Genomic DNA, 16,377 nt, shown 5'->3' with positions numbered 1-16,377 from the left:
CGTGGCCATGCGGCGACGCCGCGTCCCGCACCAGCACAGGAGACGACGATGGACCGGTTCAGGCAGATCGAAACATTCGTGCGGGTCGCGGATGCCGGCAGTCTCGCGGCGGCCGCGCTGGAAGAGGGCGTGTCGCCGGTGATTCTCGGCCGGCGGATCGACGCGCTGGAGAAGCGGCTGGGCGTCAAGCTGATGTATCGCTCGACGCGTCGTCTGGTCGTCAGCGAAGACGGCGTGGCGTTTCTGGAGCGATGCCGCGGGCTGATCAGCGAATGGGATCAGGCGGAAAACGAACTGACCGAAGGGCGGCGCGCGATTGGCGGTCATCTGATCGTGTCGGCGCCGGCGGCGTTCGGGCGTAAACACGTGGCGCCGCTCGCGCCGCAATTCGCGCTCGACAAGCCCGAATTGCAGATGTCGTTCAATCTGACCGATCGCGTCGTGGATCTGGTGCGCGAGGGCTACGACCTGTCGATCCGGATCGGCGGCGCGGTCGATCCGAATTTCGTCGCGGTGAAGCTGGCGTCGAACCGGCGCGTGGTGTGCGGCACGCCCGCGTATTTTGCGAAATACGGTAAGCCGGAAACGCTCGACGATCTGCCGCAGCACAACTGTCTGGCGTTCAACCTGCAAGGGGGCCAGAACCGCGGCTGGTATTTCCGCCGAAACGGCAAGATGGCGACGGTGCGCGTCGGCGGCTCGCTCGATTGCAACGATGGCGAATTGCTGCACCGCTGGGTGTCGGAAGGGTTGGGGCTGGGCTGGCGCTCGACCTGGGAAATCCAGCAGCAACTGGCGCGCGGCGAACTGGAGACGGTGCTCGACGAGTACGCGCTGCCCGATTACGACATTCTCGCGGTCTACCCGCAGCAGCGCTATGTGCCCGCGAAAGTGCGCTACTTCATTGATTATTTGAAGGAAATGTACGCGCGACCGGGTTATTGGGACGGTGTGGCGTGACGGCTACGCGATGCGCGCGGCGGTGTGTTCGACGGATTGGCGTCGTGTTCTAAGCCGTTGAAAATTAGGCCGATTCCTGTTGTGACGCCACGGAATATCTTGCAAAGCGGGGTCCGTTCGAGTTATTATCTTCGGCTTCTCACTTGCCACACCGGATCCGACGCCCGGGTGGCTTCTATCCATAAGTCAGCACAAGGAGTGAACATGCGTCATTACGAAATCGTATTTATCGTGCATCCGGATCAAAGCGAGCAAGTGCCCGCAATGATCGAGCGTTACAAGAGCACGATCGCGTCGCACGGTGGCCAGATCCACCGTATCGAAGACTGGGGCCGTCGCCAACTGGCCTACATGATCGAGAAACTCGCGAAGGCACACTACGTCTGCATGAACATCGAATGCGATCAGACCACGCTCGACGAGCTGGAACACGCATTCAAGTTCAACGACGCAGTTCTGCGTCACCTCATCGTCAAGCAGAAGAAGGCTGAAACCGGCCCGTCGCCGATGATGAAGGAAGTGCAGCGCGAAGAAGCCAAGAAGGCAGCTGCTACGCAGCCGTCCGAAGCGCAGGCTTAAGACCGCATTTAAGCTACCAGGTTGATCGATAAGCGCGTCGCCTCGTGAACAGGCTGCAACTTACAGCAAGCGTCGTTGAACGCGAACCGGTGCGATATACGCCCGCCGGCGTTCCGATTGCAAGCTGCACGTTGCAACACCGCACGGAAGTCGTCGAAGCGGGCATTGCCCGTCAAGTCGAACTGACCATGCCGGCGGTAGCCGCCGGCGAGGCAAGCGGAAAGTTGGAAAACTGCGCAATGGGCGTCGAAACGCTCTTCACCGGTTTTCTGGCTAAAAAACACCGCAACGCGCGCACCCTGGTATTTCACATCACAGCATTGCAGGACATTGGAAAGGACTAACATGCCCCGCCCGACTGGTAAAAAATTCGACAAGCGCCGTCAGCAACAAAACCCGCTCTTCAAGCGTAAGAAGTTCTGCCGCTTCACGGCTGCAAGCGTCGATCAGATCGACTACAAGGACATCGAAACGCTGAAGGACTTCATCGGCGAAAACGGCAAGATCACGCCGGCACGTCTGACGGGTACGAAGTCGCACTATCAACGCCAGCTGGATACGGCAATCAAGCGCGCACGTTTCCTCGCGCTGATGCCGTACACCGACCAGCACAAGGCTTAATAAGACGACGCTACAAGGAGCATCCGAATGCAAATCATTCTTCTCGAAAAAGTCGTCAACGTCGGCAACCTGGGCGATATCGTCAAGGTCAAGGACGGTTACGCACGTAACTTCCTGATTCCGAACAAGCAAGCTCGCCGTGCAACGAAGGAAGCAATCGCTGAATTCGAAGTTCGCCGTGCAGAGCTGGAAAAGGTCGCCGCTGAAAAGCTGGCAGCCGCTGCAGCCCAAGGCGAAAAGCTGGCAGGTTCGACGGTTCAGATCGGCCAGAAGGCTGGCGTCGACGGCCGTTTGTTCGGCTCGGTGACCAACGCTGACATCGCTGAAGCGCTGACGAAGCAAGGCTTCGCAGTGGAAAAGGCGCAAGTGCGCCTGCCGGAAGGCCCGCTGAAGATGGTCGGCGACCATCCGGTGCAAGTTTCGCTGCACACCGACGTTCTCGTCGATGTGACGGTGTCGGTGCTGGGCGAACACGTCTAAGCATCAAGTCGTATCCGTCGCACGGGTCTCGCTGAGATCCGTCCGGCAAGAGGCAGGGGCCGGGCAACCGGCCCCTGCCTTTTTTGTTGGCCGGTTTTTGTGTCCTCCCGCCGCCATCGCTGCATTTGCAAGATAAACTTCCTCCATGAACGCACCGTCCAAAGATCCCCAAATCGAGTCGCTGAAAGTCCCGCCGCATTCGATCGAGGCCGAGCAATCGGTGCTGGGCGGCTTGCTGCTCGATAACGCGGCATGGGACCGCATTGCCGATTTCCTCTCGCAGAGTGATTTCTATCGCTACGACCACCGCCTCATCTTCGAGCACATCGGCAAGCTGATCGCGGCCACGCGTCCGGCCGACGTGATCACGGTTTACGAATCGCTCGGCACCGCGGGCAAAGCCGACGAAGTGGGCGGCCTCGCGTACCTGAACGCGCTGGCGCAGAACACGCCGAGCGCGGCGAATATCCGTCGTTACGCGGAAATCGTGCGCGATCGCGCGGTGTTGCGGCGGCTGGTGTCGGTGGCGGACGAGATTTCCGCTGACGCATTCAATCCGCAGGGCAAGGAAGTTCGCCAGTTGCTGGACGAAGCGGAATCGAAGGTGTTTTCGATTGCCGAGGACGGCGCGCGCGGCACGCAGGGTTTCCTGGAAATCGGACCGTTGCTGACGCAGGTCGTCGAGCGGATCGACACGCTGTACCACACCGCGAACCCGAGTGACGTGACGGGCACGCCGACCGGATTCGTCGACCTCGACCGGATGACTTCCGGCATGCACGGCGGCGAGTTGATCATCGTCGCGGGCCGGCCGTCGATGGGTAAGACCGCGTTTTCGATGAACGTCGGCGAATACGTTGCCGTGGAATATGGCTTGCCGGTCGCCGTGTTCTCGATGGAAATGCCGGGCTCGCAACTGACGATGCGTATGCTCGGCTCGGTCGGGCGTCTCGACCAGCATCGGATGCGGACCGGTCGTCTGACCGACGAAGATTGGCCGAAGCTGACGCATGCCGTGCAGAAGATGAGCGAAGCGCAAATCTTCATCGACGAAACCGGTGGCCTGAATCCGATGGAGCTTCGCTCGCGCGCGCGCCGTCTGTCGCGGCAATGCGGCAAACTCGGGCTGATCATCATCGACTATTTGCAGCTGATGAGCGGTTCCGGGCAGGGCGAAAACCGCGCGACCGAAATCTCGGAAATCTCGCGCTCGCTAAAGAGTCTCGCGAAAGAACTCGACGTGCCGGTGATTGCGCTGTCGCAGCTGAATCGTGGTCTCGAACAGCGCCCGAACAAGCGTCCGATCATGTCGGATTTGCGCGAATCCGGCGCTATCGAACAGGACGCGGACGTGATCCTGTTCATCTACCGTGACGAAGTCTACAACCCGGACAGCCCAGACAAAGGCACCGCGGAAATCATTATCGGCAAGCAGCGGAATGGTCCGATCGGCCCGGTTCGGCTCACGTTCCACGGTCAATTCACGAAGTTCGATAATTTTGCCGGCGCGCAGAACTTCTACGGCGAGTAAAGGGCAAATCAGCAAAAAGTCATTGGAAGGCTCGAAAAGGCGTCGATGCTGTTGTAACGACGCTTCCAAAAGTGCGACGAACCGCACGGAACGGTACAATATTGCGGTTTTATGTCAGCCAATATGTGACCATTTTTCGGGATTCCAATGTTCGGTCGATTCATGCCCACCGAGGGCAAGTTCTTTGAAATCTTCAATGCACACGCAAAGTGCATCGTCTCGGCGAGCCACGAACTCGAGCTGCTGATCGACAATCTGCAGGACGCCGAAATCCACAAGCAGAACGTGCAAAATGCCGAAAAGGCAGCTGACAAGCTCACGCACGAAACCATCGACCTGCTGCACAAGACGTTTATCACGCCGCTCGACCGCGACGAGATCCACAAGCTCATCACGACGATGGACGACATCCTCGATCTGATGGAGGACGTCGCCACCGCCATTTCGCTGTACGACGTGCGCGCCGTCACGTCCGAGGCCAGCCAGCTCGCCCATATCTGCACGGCAACGTCCGAACGCGTGCAAGCCGCTGTCGCGCTGCTGTCGGACATGAAGCAGGCGAGCGCCATCCTCAAGGCCTGCGAGGAAATCGACCGTCTGGAATCGGAAGCTGACCGCGTGCTGCGCTCGGCCATGTCCAAGCTGTTCCGCGAAGAAGACGACGTCAAGAATCTGATCAAGCTGAAGGCGATTTACGAGCTGCTGGAAACCATCACCGACAAGTGTGAGGACGTAGCGAACATCATCGAAGGTATTGTGCTGGAAAACGCCTGATGCATTCGATCCAACTCGCTATCTGGGTGGTTGCCACCCTGGTCGCCGTCGCGCTCGTGTTCGACTTCATGAACGGTTTTCACGACGCGGCGAATTCCATTGCCACGGTCGTGTCGACCGGCGTGCTGAAGCCGCAACAAGCGGTTGCTTTCGCGGCCGCCTTCAACGTGATCGCGTATTTCATCTTCCATCTGAAGGTGGCGCAGACGGTCGGCAAAGGCACGATCGACCCGGCCATCGTCGATCACTACGTGGTGTTCGGTGCGCTGGTCGGCGCGATCGGCTGGAACGTGATCACGTGGTACTACGGTATTCCGTCGAGCTCGTCGCACGCGTTGATCGGTGGTCTGGTCGGCGCGGCGCTGGCCAAGTCCGGCATGGGCTCGCTGAATTTCGACGGTCTGATGAAGACGGTCGCGTTTATTTTCATCTCGCCGCTGCTCGGTTTCGTCCTCGGTTCGTTCTTTATGCTGGCGGTTTCGTGGATCTATTTCCGCACGCCACCCAGCAAGGTCGACCGGCGGTTCCGGCGTCTGCAACTGGTGTCGGCGGGGCTGTATAGCCTGGGTCACGGCGGCAACGACGCGCAGAAAACCATCGGCATTATCTGGATGCTGCTGATCGCCACCGGTTATGCATCGGCCACCGCCGATTCCCCGCCGCTGTGGGTGATCGGCGGCTGTTATCTGTCGATGGGCTTCGGCACGCTGTTCGGCGGCTGGCGAATCGTTCGCACGATGGGTCAGAAGATCACGAAGCTGAAGCCGGTTGGTGGTTTCTGCGCGGAGTCGGGCGGGGCGATCACGCTGTTTATCGCGTCGTGGCTCGGTATTCCGGTGTCGACCACTCACACGATTACCGGCGCGATCGTCGGTGTCGGCGCGACGCGCAAGCTGAGCGCCGTGCGTTGGGGCGTGGCCGGCAATATCATCTGGGCGTGGGTGCTGACAATCCCAGCATCGGCGATCCTCGCTGCCGGTGGTTTCTGGCTCGGCCGTCAACTGTTCTAGGCGCACGGCGCACACCGCGTCATGCGTGAAGCGCGGGCCGGGCACAGCGTCCGGCACGCGCAGAACATTTCGCGACAAGCATAAGCATTACACGCACCACACACATCAATCCGCGCGCCGCAGTCTGCATCAGATCAGCGGCGCGCTGCCTCCATCCATCGGGACAATCGCGCCCGTCACATAGCTCGCGCGGCGGCTCGCCAGAAATAGCGCGACATCCGCAATCTCTTCCGGCTTCGCAAAACGTCCCAACGGCACTTTGGCCTGGCCGCGCGCAAGCGCTTCGTCGGTGCCGATGCCATGCTGCGACGCCTCGAGTTTCAGCGCTTCCTCGACGCGTTCGGTCAGCGTGGAGCCGGGATTGATCGCGTTGATCCGGATTCCATAGCGCGCGTAATAGTGCGCGAGGCCGACCGTCGCCAGCATCAGCGCGGCGTTCGCGGCGCCCCCGGCAATATGGATGTCGCTGGCGATCTTGCCGCCCATGCCGATGATATTGACGATCGTGCCCGGCTCGCCGCCGGCTTTCGCGCGCTCGGCCATGCGTCGCAACACTTCCTGCTGCGGATAGATATACGGAAAATATTTGGCTTCCATCGTCGCGCGGAATGCGTCGGCATCGAGCGATTCCGGGTCGTAGCGACGCGCGGCGCCCGCGCTGTTGATGAGCACGTCGATCGGGCCGACGGCGGTGGTGACTTCTTCGACGATGTCCGCGGCGCTGTGCGGTTCGTGCAGGTCGGCGCGGGTCAGGTGGACATTCAGTCCTTCACCCTTGAGCTGCTCGCGAGCCCGGGCGAGATTGGCCGGGTCGCGCGATACGATCGCGACTTTCGCGCCTTCTTTCGCAAATGCGCGTGCACACGCGAGGCCGATGCCTTTGCTGCCGCCCGTGATCAACACCACCTTGCTGTTTAAGCCGAGATCCATGGTGAACACCCGCTATCGGAAGAATACCGAAAACGATAGCAGATCGCGGACGACGGCGGGGCGGCCCGCTTCAACGTTAGCCGGACGGCCGGGTTTTGCACGCGTGGGTGCAGAAACCCCGCCACGCGCGACGCTAGTAGCTGCCGTTTGCGAAACGGGCGATCGGATCGTCGGTGGTGCGTGTGGCGGCGGGGATGCCGCGCGAGGCCGTCGAGGCACGCATGATCTGCACGTCGCCGGGTGAGTCGGCGGATTCGTGGTATTGGGCTTGCTGCGCCTGGCGCGCAGCGGCCGATGCGGAAGACGGCGGTGGCTCGAATGCATCGGCGGCGGCGTCGATCGCGTCTTCGCGGCCGCCAGCGCGCGTCGGCGCAACGGCCGACGGCGTCACCGCACCCGCTGCACGCGCCTGCATTTGTGCGGCACTCAGCACGGGCGGCGGCGGCTCGAACTGATCGGCCTGAGCCATCGGGGCCGGAGCCGTGGCCGTGGATACGCCAGCATTAGCCGTAGCGGAAACAGCGGAGGTCCCGCTACCCGGCGTAAGCCGCGACTGCGCGCCATATCCGGTGTTTTCATTCGACGTCGCCGCTTGTGTCGCCGGTCGCGCGACAGCTTGCGGCGCGACGGGTTCGGGTGCCACCGACGCCTGATACGCCGGGGCATCGAACGGCGCGGGTTTCGGCGGTGCGGTCGGCGCGGCCACGCGACGGATTCCGTCGAAGCGTTTGGCCCAATACGGATTGGTCAGATAGTCGAGGCGCACCGTGCCGCCCGTCGAAGGCGCGTTCACGAAGCGCAGTTTGCCGACGTAAATCCCGACGTGCGAATGCGCGCGGCCGGTGGTGTTGAAGAAAATCAGGTCGCCGGGCGCGACTTCGTCGGGGTCGATCGATTCGCCGCGGCCGCTCATGTCGGCGGTGGTGCGCGGCAGATTCACCGAAGCCGCGCGTTGAACCACATACCGAACCAGACCGCTGCAATCGAAGCCGCTATCCGGCGTATTACCGCCCCAACGGTACGGAATGCCGACCAGACTCATCGCCTGAATGGAGATTTCCTCGCGACCCACGCTGTGATCGACGAAATTCGGGAAGCCGGGCGGAATCGTGCGGAACGCGCCGCTGGCGGCCGTGGACGAACTCGGCCCGCGCGACGTTTTCTGCGGCGCGCCCGAACAGGCGGCGAGCAGCAACACGATCAGCAACGAAATTCCGAGTCGGTACATACAAGGCGGCGCGAGCGTAAACGCTCGCTTAAAGGCGAGGCAATGTGCCGATATTAGCCGTCCAGCATGGGACGGGCAAGAATTCTTGATAAATCACTTGAAGATCCGGCGCTAAGTGTCGTATCGATTTCCCGGGTTTCGGGTGATGGAGCGTCCGGCAGGCCCCGCGAATCCGGCGATGCCATGAAAAAAGCCGCGCCGGGAAACCCGGCGCGGCTTTTGGAGCCAGCGAAACAGAATGGCTTAGAGAATGTCCGACGCGTAATCCGCGAGGCGCGAACGCTCGCCGCGCGCCAGCGTCACGTGACCGCTGTGCGCCCAACCCTTGAAGCGGTCGACCACGTACGTCAGGCCGGAACTGCCTTCGGTCAGATACGGGGTGTCGATCTGCGCGATATTGCCCAGACAGATGATCTTCGTGCCCGGACCCGCGCGCGTGACCAGCGTTTTCATCTGTTTCGGCGTCAGGTTCTGCGCTTCGTCGATGATCAGGTACTTGTCCACAAACGTCCGGCCGCGCATGAAGTTCATGCTCTTGACCTTCAGACGCGAGCGGATCAGTTCCTGCGTCGCCGCGCGACCCCATTCGCCGGCGGCGTCGTCGGTTTTTTGCAGCACTTCGAGGTTGTCGTCGAATGCACCCATCCACGGCTGCATTTTTTCCTCTTCCGTGCCCGGCAGGAAGCCAATGTCTTCGCCGACCGGCACCGTCGCACGCGTCACGATGATCTCGTTATAGCGCTTGTCGTCGAGCACCTGAGCGAGACCGGCCGCCAGCGCGACCAGCGTTTTGCCGGTACCGGCCTGACCGAGCAGCGTGACGAAGTCGATGTCCGGATTCATCAGCAGGTTCAGCGCGAAGTTCTGTTCACGGTTACGCGCCGTGATGCCCCACACGTTGTTCTTGTGATGACCGTAATCGCGCAGCGTCTGCAACAGCGCGGTCTTGCCGTTCAGTTCGCGGACGATCGCGTGGAACGTCGGCTCGCCGTTTTGCGGCTCCAGATACACGAACTCGTTGACGAGCATCGACTGGCACAGCGGACCCGTCACACGGTAATACGTGGTGCCCGTTTTGGTGTCCTGCCAGCTTTCCATGCCCTTCGCGTGCTTGGTCCAGAAGTCTTGCGGCAGCGCGCGAATGCCCGAGTACAGCAGGTCCTTGTCTTCGAGAACCTGATCGTTGAAGTAGTCTTCGGCCGGCAGGCCGAGCGCGTGCGCCTTGATCCGCATGTTGATGTCTTTCGACACCAGCACGACCTCGCGATCCGAATGATCGCGTTGCAGCGCGCGCACCACACCGAGAATCTGGTTGTCGGCCTTGCCTTGCGGCAGACCTTCGACCGGCTCGATATCGGTCAGCTTGGTCTGGAAATACAGACGGCCGGATGCTTCGCGGCTGCCCAGACGCGACAGCGGAATGCCTTCCGACATCGATCCTGCATTGGCGACCAGCGCGTCCAGCGTGCGGCTGACCTGACGCGCATTGCGCGCCACTTCCGACATGCCTTTCTTGTGATTGTCGAGTTCTTCCAACGTCATCATCGGCAGATAGACGTCGTGTTCCTCGAAGCGGAACAGGCAGGTCGGATCGTGCATCAGCACGTTCGTGTCGAGCACGAACAGCTTCTTGATCTCGGCCGGGTCGGCGGCATTGCTGCGCTTTTTGGTCGTGCCGCGCGTGGCGGGCTCGGCGGCGGCGACCGGCGTGCTGGTGTCGGCCTGTTTGCCGCTGCGCGCGACGGTCGGCGCAATGGGTGCGGGCGTGGCAGCGGGCGCCTGGACGGGCGCGGCAGGCGTCGGAACTGGTTGCAGCAGGGCGGCCGTCTGTTTCTTGCGACCGCGCGTCGGCGCCGGCGCGACGGGCTCGAGTGCCGCGCTGGAAGCGGCGGCGACGGGAACCGGGCGCAACGTGGTGGCCGCGTTGGCGGCGCTCGCCATCGGCGCGGCGACGCTGGTCTGACCGTAATCGGCCGACTCCGCTTGCTCCCCAACGCTGCCCGTTTTCTTCGCGGAACGGGCCGGCTGGGCTTTGGCCTTGTACTCGTCAGGCGGCAACAGATTGCCGAGCTTGCTGGGTGGGGTAGGCAAAGGCATGGTTTCCCTCGAAATTATCGGGTCACATATCGTGCGCCGCCTGTCGCATCCTGCCGTCTTGCACACATCGTTGCTGCGCGGCAGTTTGCGCCCGGAGGCGCGCTTTCGGTCTAGAGATGCCGGTTCGCCTGAGTTTCGATCGGCTCCTTGGGAGAAGTGCGCGAACAGGCGAAAGGCCGGCTTCGCGCAATTAAAAAAGCCGCCGCCCCAGCAGATGGAGCAAGCGGCTTGCTTTCGGTCATCGCGCGGCGCCTCACGACGTCAACTTCGGCGGCGTGAAATCCGGCGCGGCGGCGGAAATGATGGGTTGGACTGGCACTCATTGAAAATCAATATAACGCGCCTCACAGCGCTTGTACAGCCGCCAGAATATCGTCGACGTGGCCCGGCACTTTCACACCGCGCCACTCCTCGCGCAGCACGCCGGCGGCGTCGATCAGGAAGGTCGAGCGTTCGATCCCACGTACTTCTTTGCCATACATTTTCTTCATTTTGATGACACCGAACAGCGCGCACAGCGCTTCGTCCTGATCGGAGAGCAGCGGAAACGGCAGTTCGAGCTTCGCCTTGAAGTTGTCATGCGAGCGCAGGCTGTCGCGCGACACGCCGAGCACTTCTGCGCCGGCTTCGACGAATTTCGGGTACAGATCGCGGAATTGCAGACCTTCGGTCGTGCAGCCCGGCGTGTTGTCCTTCGGGTAGAAATACACCACCACCTTCTTGCCCCGAAGACTAGACAACGTGATGTCGCCACCGGTAGCGGCGGCGGTGAAGTCGGGGACGGGTTGATCGACTGCGATGGACACGTGTTTCTCCGTTTGTTATTGCCGGCCGCGCGGCGCGAGGCCGTGCCGTTTCCGGTCACGGCCGGTGCGCATGCGCAGCCGGTGGTCGAGGCTGTTTGGGCAGACGATCGCGACGCAAGCGGCGTGGATCAGTCGGGTTGGACGATCAGCTCACCGGAGCGCCCGGCGATCTCACCCCAGGTCACAGGGTACGTGGGCAACGTGTCGCGGTCCAGCGTGGCGTAGTAGTCGCCCATCGTCGCGAACGTATGACCTTGCGCGCGCCAGCCGGTCAGCAGTTGCTCGAAGATCGGCGCGAGTTTCTGGCCTTCGAGTTCCGCGTGCAGCGTGAACACCTGGTCGTGCGGATTGTTTTCGGTGCGCTTCAGCAGATGCGCGGCGACGTTGCTTTCATCCACGCCATCCACGCCGAGAATCTCGTCCAGCGTGGGCAGTGTGGTGGGCATCTGCACGTGATGCAGCGTCCTGCCGTTCAGCACCGGCAGATACGGCGAATGACCGCGTCCGTCGGACGCGTACTGCATGCCCCATGCGTCGATCTGTTCGAACGCGTGACCGTTCATCTGCCAGCCCGCCGCGCCGTGCGTGACGGGCGGCGCACCGAAGATCTGCGCGAAACGGTCGTGGCTTTTCTGCATCTGCTTCGACGTCCATGCGGCGTCGCGCGCACGCACGTTGTCCTGCCAGTACACGTGATCCCACGTGTGGATGCCGCATTCGAAGCCGGCCTCGTGGATTGCACGCATCTCGGACGCAGCGCGCACGCCGATGTCCGGGCCCGGCAGCAGCACGCCGTACATCAACTGCCTGACGCCGTAATGCTCGACCACCGACGTGCGCGACACCTTCTGCAGAAACCCCGGGCGCAACACCCGACGCATCGCCCAACCGGTGTGGTCGGGACCGAGGCTGAACAGAAAGGTGGCGCGCGCCTTGAAGCGGTCGAAGATACGCGCGAGATTCGGTACGCCTTCGCGGGTGCCGCGCAGCGTATCGACGTCGATCTTCAGAACGATGCGGGCCAAGGCGCGGCCCTTATTGCTGTTCGACCAGCGCGCGCGCTTCGCCGACGTGGCCGCGATACGCTTCGAAAATCTTGCGCAACGCTTCGTCGAACGTGGACGTGGGCGCCCAGCCGAGTTCCTGCATCGTGTTGTCGATCTTCGGCACGCGGTTTTGCACGTCCTGATAGCCGGCGCCGTAGTAAGCGCCCGACGACGTCTCGACCAGCTGCACCTGCTTGGCCATGTCCGCGTATTCCGGGAACTCGGCGGCCAGCGCCAGCATCTTGTGCGCGAGTTCACGCACCGAGAAGTTGTTGGTCGGATTGCCGATGTTGTAGATCTTGCCCGACGCGACGCCGTCCTTGTTGTCGATGATCTTCATCAGCGCGGCGATGCCGTCGTCGATGTCGGTGAACGCGCGTTTCTGTGCGCCGCCGTCGACGAGGCTGATGTTCTCGCCGCGCACGATGTGACCCAGGAACTGCGTGACCACGCGCGAGCTGCCTTCCTTCGGCGTGTAGATCGAGTCGAGGCCCGGGCCGATCCAGTTGAACGGACGGAACAGCGTGAAGTTCAGGCCTTCCATGCCGTAACCCCAGATCACACGGTCCATCAACTGCTTCGAGCATGCGTAGATCCAGCGCGGCTTGTTGATCGGGCCGTAGGTGAGGGCGGATTCGTCCGGATCGAACTGCTCGTCGGAGCACATTCCGTAGACTTCCGACGTGGACGGAAACACCAGGTGCTTGCCGTACTTCACTGCGGAACGCACGATGGGCAGGTTCGCCTCGAAGTCGAGTTCGAACACGCGCAGCGGCTGCTTCACGTAGGTAGCGGGCGTCGCGATGGCGACCAGCGGCAGGATCACGTCGCATTTCTTGACGTGATATTCGACCCATTCCTTGTTGATCGTGATGTCGCCTTCGAAGAAGTGCATCCGCTCATGGTTGATCAGGTCGCCGAGGCGTTCGGTTTGCATATCCATCCCGAACACTTCCCAGTCGGTCGTTTCGAGAATGCGCTTGGACAGGTGATGGCCGATAAAGCCGTTCACGCCCAGAATCAGGACTTTTTTCATGAATGACGGGGAGAAAGAATGAGTTCGGAGAATTCGGCGGGGGTCACGACGGACTCGCGGCCGTCGTGCTGCTGCCGCAATTCGTGGATGGCGATCGCGCGGCCGTCGCCGCATATCGCGAAAACGGCATTATCGCTTACGTGCAGGCCGGGGGGCAAATCCGACTGAAGCGCGTTGGGCGGCGCCATACGCGCCCGCGCCACGATGAAACGGTGCCCGTTGAGATCCGTAAAGGCGCCGGGATACGGCGGCGCGACCGCGCGAATCAGGTTGTAGACCTGTTGCGCCGGTTGTTGCCAGTCGATCCGGCCGTCTTCCGGCTTGCGTCCACCGAAATAGCTGCCGTGTGACAGGTCGTTCGGCAAATGCGGCGCTTCACCGGCCAGCAGAGCCGGCAGCACGCGCCACAAGGTTTGCTCGGCGGCCACGGTGACTTTGTCGAACACTTGCGCGGCCGTGTCGTCGGGCAGGATCGGCACCGGCGTTTGCGCGAGGATCGCGCCCGCATCCGGCTTTGCGGCCATTTCGTGCAGCGTCGCGCCGGTTTCGGTTTCGCCGTGGATCACCGCCCAGTTGGTCGGCACGCGGCCGCGGTATTTCGGCAACAGCGAGCCGTGCACGTTGTACGCGCCACGCGCGGCTATCGCGAGCAGATCGACCGGCAACATGTGACGGTAATAGAACGAAAAGATGAAGTCGGGCCGCGCGGCGCTGAGCGCGGCGCGCAGTTCCGCGCTGTTCGGGTCTGCCGGCGTCACGACCTTGATGCCGTGTTCGGCCGCGACGGACGCGACGCTGCCGAACCAGATGTTCTCGGACGGGTTGTCTTCGTGAGTGACGACCAGCGCGACATCGACGCCGCGCGCGAGCAGCACCTGCAGGCAACGCACGCCGACGTTGTGATACGCGAAAACGACTGCACGCGGTTTCATAGTTCCGGTCCCTGGCCACGTTCCGGCGTTGCCAGCGGGGCGGCTTGCACCGCCTGCACCAGCGACTGACGCGGCGCTTCGGCGACGGCGGTGCCGTCGCGCTCTTCGAGGATGGTCTGCACCAGATAACGCGGACGGGCGCGCACCTGCTGATAGATCCGTCCGATGTATTCGCCGAGCAGCCCGAGCGCGAAGATGATCACGCCGAGCAGGAAGAACGTGATGGCGAACAGCGTGAACACACCTTGCACTTCCGCGCCGATGATAAAGCGGCGAATCAGCAGCAGCACGAACAACGCCGCCGAACCGAGCGACAGAATCACGCCGATAAACGACAGCCATTGCAGCGGCACGACCGAGAAGCCCGTCACGAGGTCGAAGTTCAGACGAATCAGGCTGTACAGCGAGTATTTCGACTCGCCCGCGAAGCGCTCTTCGTGCGCGACTTCGATCTCGACCGGGTTCTGCGCGAACGTGTACGCGAGCGCCGGAATGAACGTGTTGATCTCGCCGCAGCGGTTGATCGTGTCGATGATGTGGCGGCTGTACGCGCGCAGCATGCAACCCTGATCGGTCATCTTGATGCGCGTGATGCGCTCGCGCAGACGGTTCATCGCGCGCGACGCCTTGCGACGGAACAGGCTGTCCTGACGCTGAAGGCGGATCGTGCCGACGTAGTCGTAGCCTTCACGCATTTTCGTGACCAGCTTTGCAATTTCTTCCGGCGGATTTTGCAAATCGGCGTCGAGCGTGATGACGATGTCGCCGCGCGATTGCTCGAAGCCCGCGAGAATGGCCATATGCTGGCCGTAATTGCCGTTGAGCAGGATCACGCGCGTGGTGTCCGGGCGCGCACGAAACTGTGCGGCGAGCAGCGCCGGCGATTTGTCGCGGCTGCCGTCGTTGATGAAGATCACTTCATACGACGTGCCGAGCGCGTCGAGCGCCGGATACAGGCGCGTAAACAGCTCGCCCAGTCCGGCCTCTTCGTTGTAGACCGGAATGATGATCGACACTTCCGGCCTGACGGAGCGATATTCCGTTTGACTCATTTCCGCTTATTTTCCGTATTGTTCGCAAATTTCATTGACCGCACGACAGACTCGCGCCACGTCGTCCTCGCTCATCTGCGTGAAGAGCGGCAGGGTCACGGTGGTCGCGCCGAAGCGCTCCGCGTGCGGGAACATCCCTTCCTTGAAGCCGCGCGCACGATACAGCGAGAACAGGTGAATCGCCGGATAGTGCACGCCTGAGCCGATCCCGCGCTCCTTCAGTTGCGCCATGAACCCCGCGCGGTCGAGGTTCAGTTTGTCGAGCGGCAGCGTGATCTGGAACATGTGCCAGTTGCTGTTATCGAAGTCCGCAAACGGCAGGCCGACCCCGAGTTGCGTAGCCGGCGCGCCTTCCAGACCTGCGAAGTATGCGCGCGCAAGCTTTCGGCGCTGCGCCAGGAAGCGCTCCAGGTGCGGCAACTGACCGAGACCGACGCGCGCGGAGACATCGGTCAGGTTGTACTTGCCGCCCAGCACATCGCAGTCCATCCCGTCGAAACCGGTACGGGTGATGCCTTGCAGGCGGTACTTTTGCGCGAGCACCGCTTCGGCTTCGTCGTTCAGCACGAGTGCGCCGCCTTCGATCGACGTCAGGTTCTTGTTCGCATGGAAGCTGAACGAGACCAGATCGCCGATCGCGCCGATCCGCTTGCCGTTCCAGGTGGAACCGAACGCCTGCGCCGCGTCTTCGATCACGCGCAGCTTGTGCGCGCGGGCGATCGCGTACAGCCGGTCCATATCCACCGGGAGACCCGACAGATAGACCGGAATGATCGCCTTCGTACGCGGCGTGATGGCTTTTTCGAGCAGATCGAGGTCGATATTGCGGGTGACGGGATCGATGTCGGCGAACACGGGTGTTGCGCCTACTTCGTAGATCACGTTGCTGGTCGAGACCCACGATGCGGGTGTCGTGATGACTTCATCGCCTTCGCCCACGCCGGCAATCCGCAGACCGATCTCGAGCGTGGCCGTGCCGGAGTTGAACGTGCGCACCGGACGGCCGCCGCAGAATTCCGACAGCGCAGCTTCGAACTTCTGGTTCTGCGGGCCGGTCGTGATCCAGCCGGAGCGCAGCACGTCGACGACACCCTGAATGGTTTCTTCGTCGATTTCCGGACGGACAAACGGCAAAAACGGAACGGATGACTGGCTCATTGAAAGCTTCGCTCGTTAGCTCGATAGAAAAAGGGCGGTGCCGGCCCGGCCGCGCCTTCGTCGGGCAGCGCCTGCGCGGTTGGGCGCGGCACATGCGAGAAGGACACGACCTTGAAGCACAGCGACCGGTAAGGTAC

Annotated in this window: 17 protein-coding genes; 8 read left to right on the top strand and 9 right to left on the bottom strand. The window is 62.1% G+C overall.

The window, feature by feature from the left end; genetic code table 11:
• Positions 1-48: 48 nt before the first annotated feature.
• From PW947_RS28990 to PW947_RS28955, 8 genes are all read left to right on the top strand, one after another.
• Complete coding sequence (locus PW947_RS28990) at positions 49-960, top strand: LysR family transcriptional regulator (RefSeq protein ID WP_299635892.1); 912 nt, start codon at positions 49-51, stop codon at positions 958-960.
• A gap of 204 nt (positions 961-1,164) precedes the next feature.
• The gene (gene rpsF / locus PW947_RS28985) at positions 1,165-1,539 is read left to right on the top strand and encodes a 30S ribosomal protein S6 (protein ID WP_299635890.1); all 375 of its coding nucleotides are present in this window, start codon (positions 1,165-1,167) and stop codon (positions 1,537-1,539) included.
• Between the two features lie 44 nt (positions 1,540-1,583).
• Positions 1,584-1,883: a primosomal replication protein N gene (gene priB / locus PW947_RS28980; RefSeq protein WP_299635888.1), complete on the top strand. Its 300-nt coding sequence runs from the start codon at positions 1,584-1,586 to the stop codon at positions 1,881-1,883.
• Between the two features lies 1 nt (position 1,884).
• On the top strand, positions 1,885-2,160 hold the full coding sequence (gene rpsR / locus PW947_RS28975; RefSeq protein ID WP_299635887.1) for a 30S ribosomal protein S18: 276 nt from the start codon (positions 1,885-1,887) through the stop codon (positions 2,158-2,160).
• A 27-nt stretch (positions 2,161-2,187) separates the two neighbouring features.
• Positions 2,188-2,640, top strand: a complete 453-nt coding sequence (gene rplI, locus PW947_RS28970) for a 50S ribosomal protein L9 (RefSeq protein WP_299635885.1) — start codon at positions 2,188-2,190, stop codon at positions 2,638-2,640.
• 145 nt (positions 2,641-2,785) lie between these two features.
• On the top strand, positions 2,786-4,171 hold the full coding sequence (locus PW947_RS28965; RefSeq protein WP_299635883.1) for a replicative DNA helicase: 1,386 nt from the start codon (positions 2,786-2,788) through the stop codon (positions 4,169-4,171).
• A 147-nt stretch (positions 4,172-4,318) separates the two neighbouring features.
• Positions 4,319-4,945: a DUF47 domain-containing protein gene (locus PW947_RS28960; RefSeq protein ID WP_299635881.1), complete on the top strand. Its 627-nt coding sequence runs from the start codon at positions 4,319-4,321 to the stop codon at positions 4,943-4,945.
• The gene (locus tag PW947_RS28955; RefSeq protein WP_299635879.1) at positions 4,945-5,955 is read left to right on the top strand and encodes an inorganic phosphate transporter; all 1,011 of its coding nucleotides are present in this window, start codon (positions 4,945-4,947) and stop codon (positions 5,953-5,955) included. The genes PW947_RS28960 and PW947_RS28955 overlap by 1 nt, the downstream gene beginning before the upstream one ends.
• Positions 5,956-6,084: 129 nt before the next feature.
• Here PW947_RS28955 and PW947_RS28950 read toward each other — a convergent pair whose 3' ends face one another.
• The 9 genes from PW947_RS28950 to PW947_RS28910 all read right to left on the bottom strand — a co-directional run bounded on the left by PW947_RS28950 (position 6,085) and on the right by PW947_RS28910 (position 16,240).
• Complete coding sequence (locus PW947_RS28950; protein WP_299635878.1) at positions 6,085-6,885, bottom strand: SDR family oxidoreductase; 801 nt, start codon at positions 6,883-6,885, stop codon at positions 6,085-6,087.
• A gap of 133 nt (positions 6,886-7,018) precedes the next feature.
• On the bottom strand, positions 7,019-8,113 hold the full coding sequence (locus PW947_RS28945) for an NlpC/P60 family protein (protein WP_299635876.1): 1,095 nt from the start codon (positions 8,111-8,113) through the stop codon (positions 7,019-7,021).
• A gap of 243 nt (positions 8,114-8,356) precedes the next feature.
• Complete coding sequence (locus PW947_RS28940; RefSeq protein WP_299635874.1) at positions 8,357-10,210, bottom strand: PhoH family protein; 1,854 nt, start codon at positions 10,208-10,210, stop codon at positions 8,357-8,359.
• A gap of 344 nt (positions 10,211-10,554) precedes the next feature.
• The gene (locus PW947_RS28935) at positions 10,555-11,016 is read right to left on the bottom strand and encodes a peroxiredoxin (RefSeq protein WP_299635873.1); all 462 of its coding nucleotides are present in this window, start codon (positions 11,014-11,016) and stop codon (positions 10,555-10,557) included.
• 128 nt (positions 11,017-11,144) lie between these two features.
• A complete protein-coding gene (locus PW947_RS28930) occupies positions 11,145-12,041 on the bottom strand; it encodes a polysaccharide deacetylase family protein (RefSeq protein ID WP_299635870.1) in 897 nt (298 codons plus the stop codon).
• A gap of 10 nt (positions 12,042-12,051) precedes the next feature.
• A complete protein-coding gene (locus PW947_RS28925) occupies positions 12,052-13,098 on the bottom strand; it encodes a bifunctional UDP-4-keto-pentose/UDP-xylose synthase (RefSeq protein ID WP_299635868.1) in 1,047 nt (348 codons plus the stop codon).
• On the bottom strand, positions 13,095-14,030 hold the full coding sequence (locus PW947_RS28920) for a formyltransferase (protein ID WP_299635865.1): 936 nt from the start codon (positions 14,028-14,030) through the stop codon (positions 13,095-13,097). The genes PW947_RS28925 and PW947_RS28920 overlap by 4 nt, the downstream gene beginning before the upstream one ends.
• Positions 14,027-15,082, bottom strand: a complete 1,056-nt coding sequence (locus PW947_RS28915; protein ID WP_299635864.1) for a glycosyltransferase — start codon at positions 15,080-15,082, stop codon at positions 14,027-14,029. Before PW947_RS28915 ends, PW947_RS28920 begins: the two co-directional genes overlap by 4 nt.
• A gap of 6 nt (positions 15,083-15,088) precedes the next feature.
• Complete coding sequence (locus PW947_RS28910; RefSeq protein ID WP_299635863.1) at positions 15,089-16,240, bottom strand: DegT/DnrJ/EryC1/StrS aminotransferase family protein; 1,152 nt, start codon at positions 16,238-16,240, stop codon at positions 15,089-15,091.
• Positions 16,241-16,377: the final 137 nt, after the last annotated feature.

It is taken from the genome of Paraburkholderia sp., assembly GCF_028283785.1.
Classification (GTDB): domain Bacteria; phylum Pseudomonadota; class Gammaproteobacteria; order Burkholderiales; family Burkholderiaceae; genus Paraburkholderia.
Note: the sequence above shows the minus strand (reverse complement) of the source record. Positions and strands in the feature narration are given on the sequence as shown.

What these genes read in the sequence shown, in the direction of transcription:
- PW947_RS28950 (WP_299635878.1), bottom strand. Translation starts at nt 6,885, where the DNA reads ATGGATCTCGGCTTAAACAGCAAGGTGGTGTTGATCACGGGCGGCAGC.
- rpsR (WP_299635887.1), top strand. Translation starts at nt 1,885, where the DNA reads ATGCCCCGCCCGACTGGTAAAAAATTCGACAAGCGCCGTCAGCAACAA.
- PW947_RS28955 (WP_299635879.1), top strand. Translation starts at nt 4,945, where the DNA reads ATGCATTCGATCCAACTCGCTATCTGGGTGGTTGCCACCCTGGTCGCC.
- rpsF (WP_299635890.1), top strand. Translation starts at nt 1,165, where the DNA reads ATGCGTCATTACGAAATCGTATTTATCGTGCATCCGGATCAAAGCGAG.
- PW947_RS28960 (WP_299635881.1), top strand. Translation starts at nt 4,319, where the DNA reads ATGTTCGGTCGATTCATGCCCACCGAGGGCAAGTTCTTTGAAATCTTC.
- PW947_RS28910 (WP_299635863.1), bottom strand. Translation starts at nt 16,240, where the DNA reads ATGAGCCAGTCATCCGTTCCGTTTTTGCCGTTTGTCCGTCCGGAAATC.
- PW947_RS28965 (WP_299635883.1), top strand. Translation starts at nt 2,786, where the DNA reads ATGAACGCACCGTCCAAAGATCCCCAAATCGAGTCGCTGAAAGTCCCG.
- PW947_RS28940 (WP_299635874.1), bottom strand. Translation starts at nt 10,210, where the DNA reads ATGCCTTTGCCTACCCCACCCAGCAAGCTCGGCAATCTGTTGCCGCCT.
- PW947_RS28945 (WP_299635876.1), bottom strand. Translation starts at nt 8,113, where the DNA reads ATGTACCGACTCGGAATTTCGTTGCTGATCGTGTTGCTGCTCGCCGCC.
- PW947_RS28915 (WP_299635864.1), bottom strand. Translation starts at nt 15,082, where the DNA reads ATGAGTCAAACGGAATATCGCTCCGTCAGGCCGGAAGTGTCGATCATC.
- PW947_RS28925 (WP_299635868.1), bottom strand. Translation starts at nt 13,098, where the DNA reads ATGAAAAAAGTCCTGATTCTGGGCGTGAACGGCTTTATCGGCCATCAC.
- PW947_RS28920 (WP_299635865.1), bottom strand. Translation starts at nt 14,030, where the DNA reads ATGAAACCGCGTGCAGTCGTTTTCGCGTATCACAACGTCGGCGTGCGT.
- rplI (WP_299635885.1), top strand. Translation starts at nt 2,188, where the DNA reads ATGCAAATCATTCTTCTCGAAAAAGTCGTCAACGTCGGCAACCTGGGC.
- PW947_RS28990 (WP_299635892.1), top strand. Translation starts at nt 49, where the DNA reads ATGGACCGGTTCAGGCAGATCGAAACATTCGTGCGGGTCGCGGATGCC.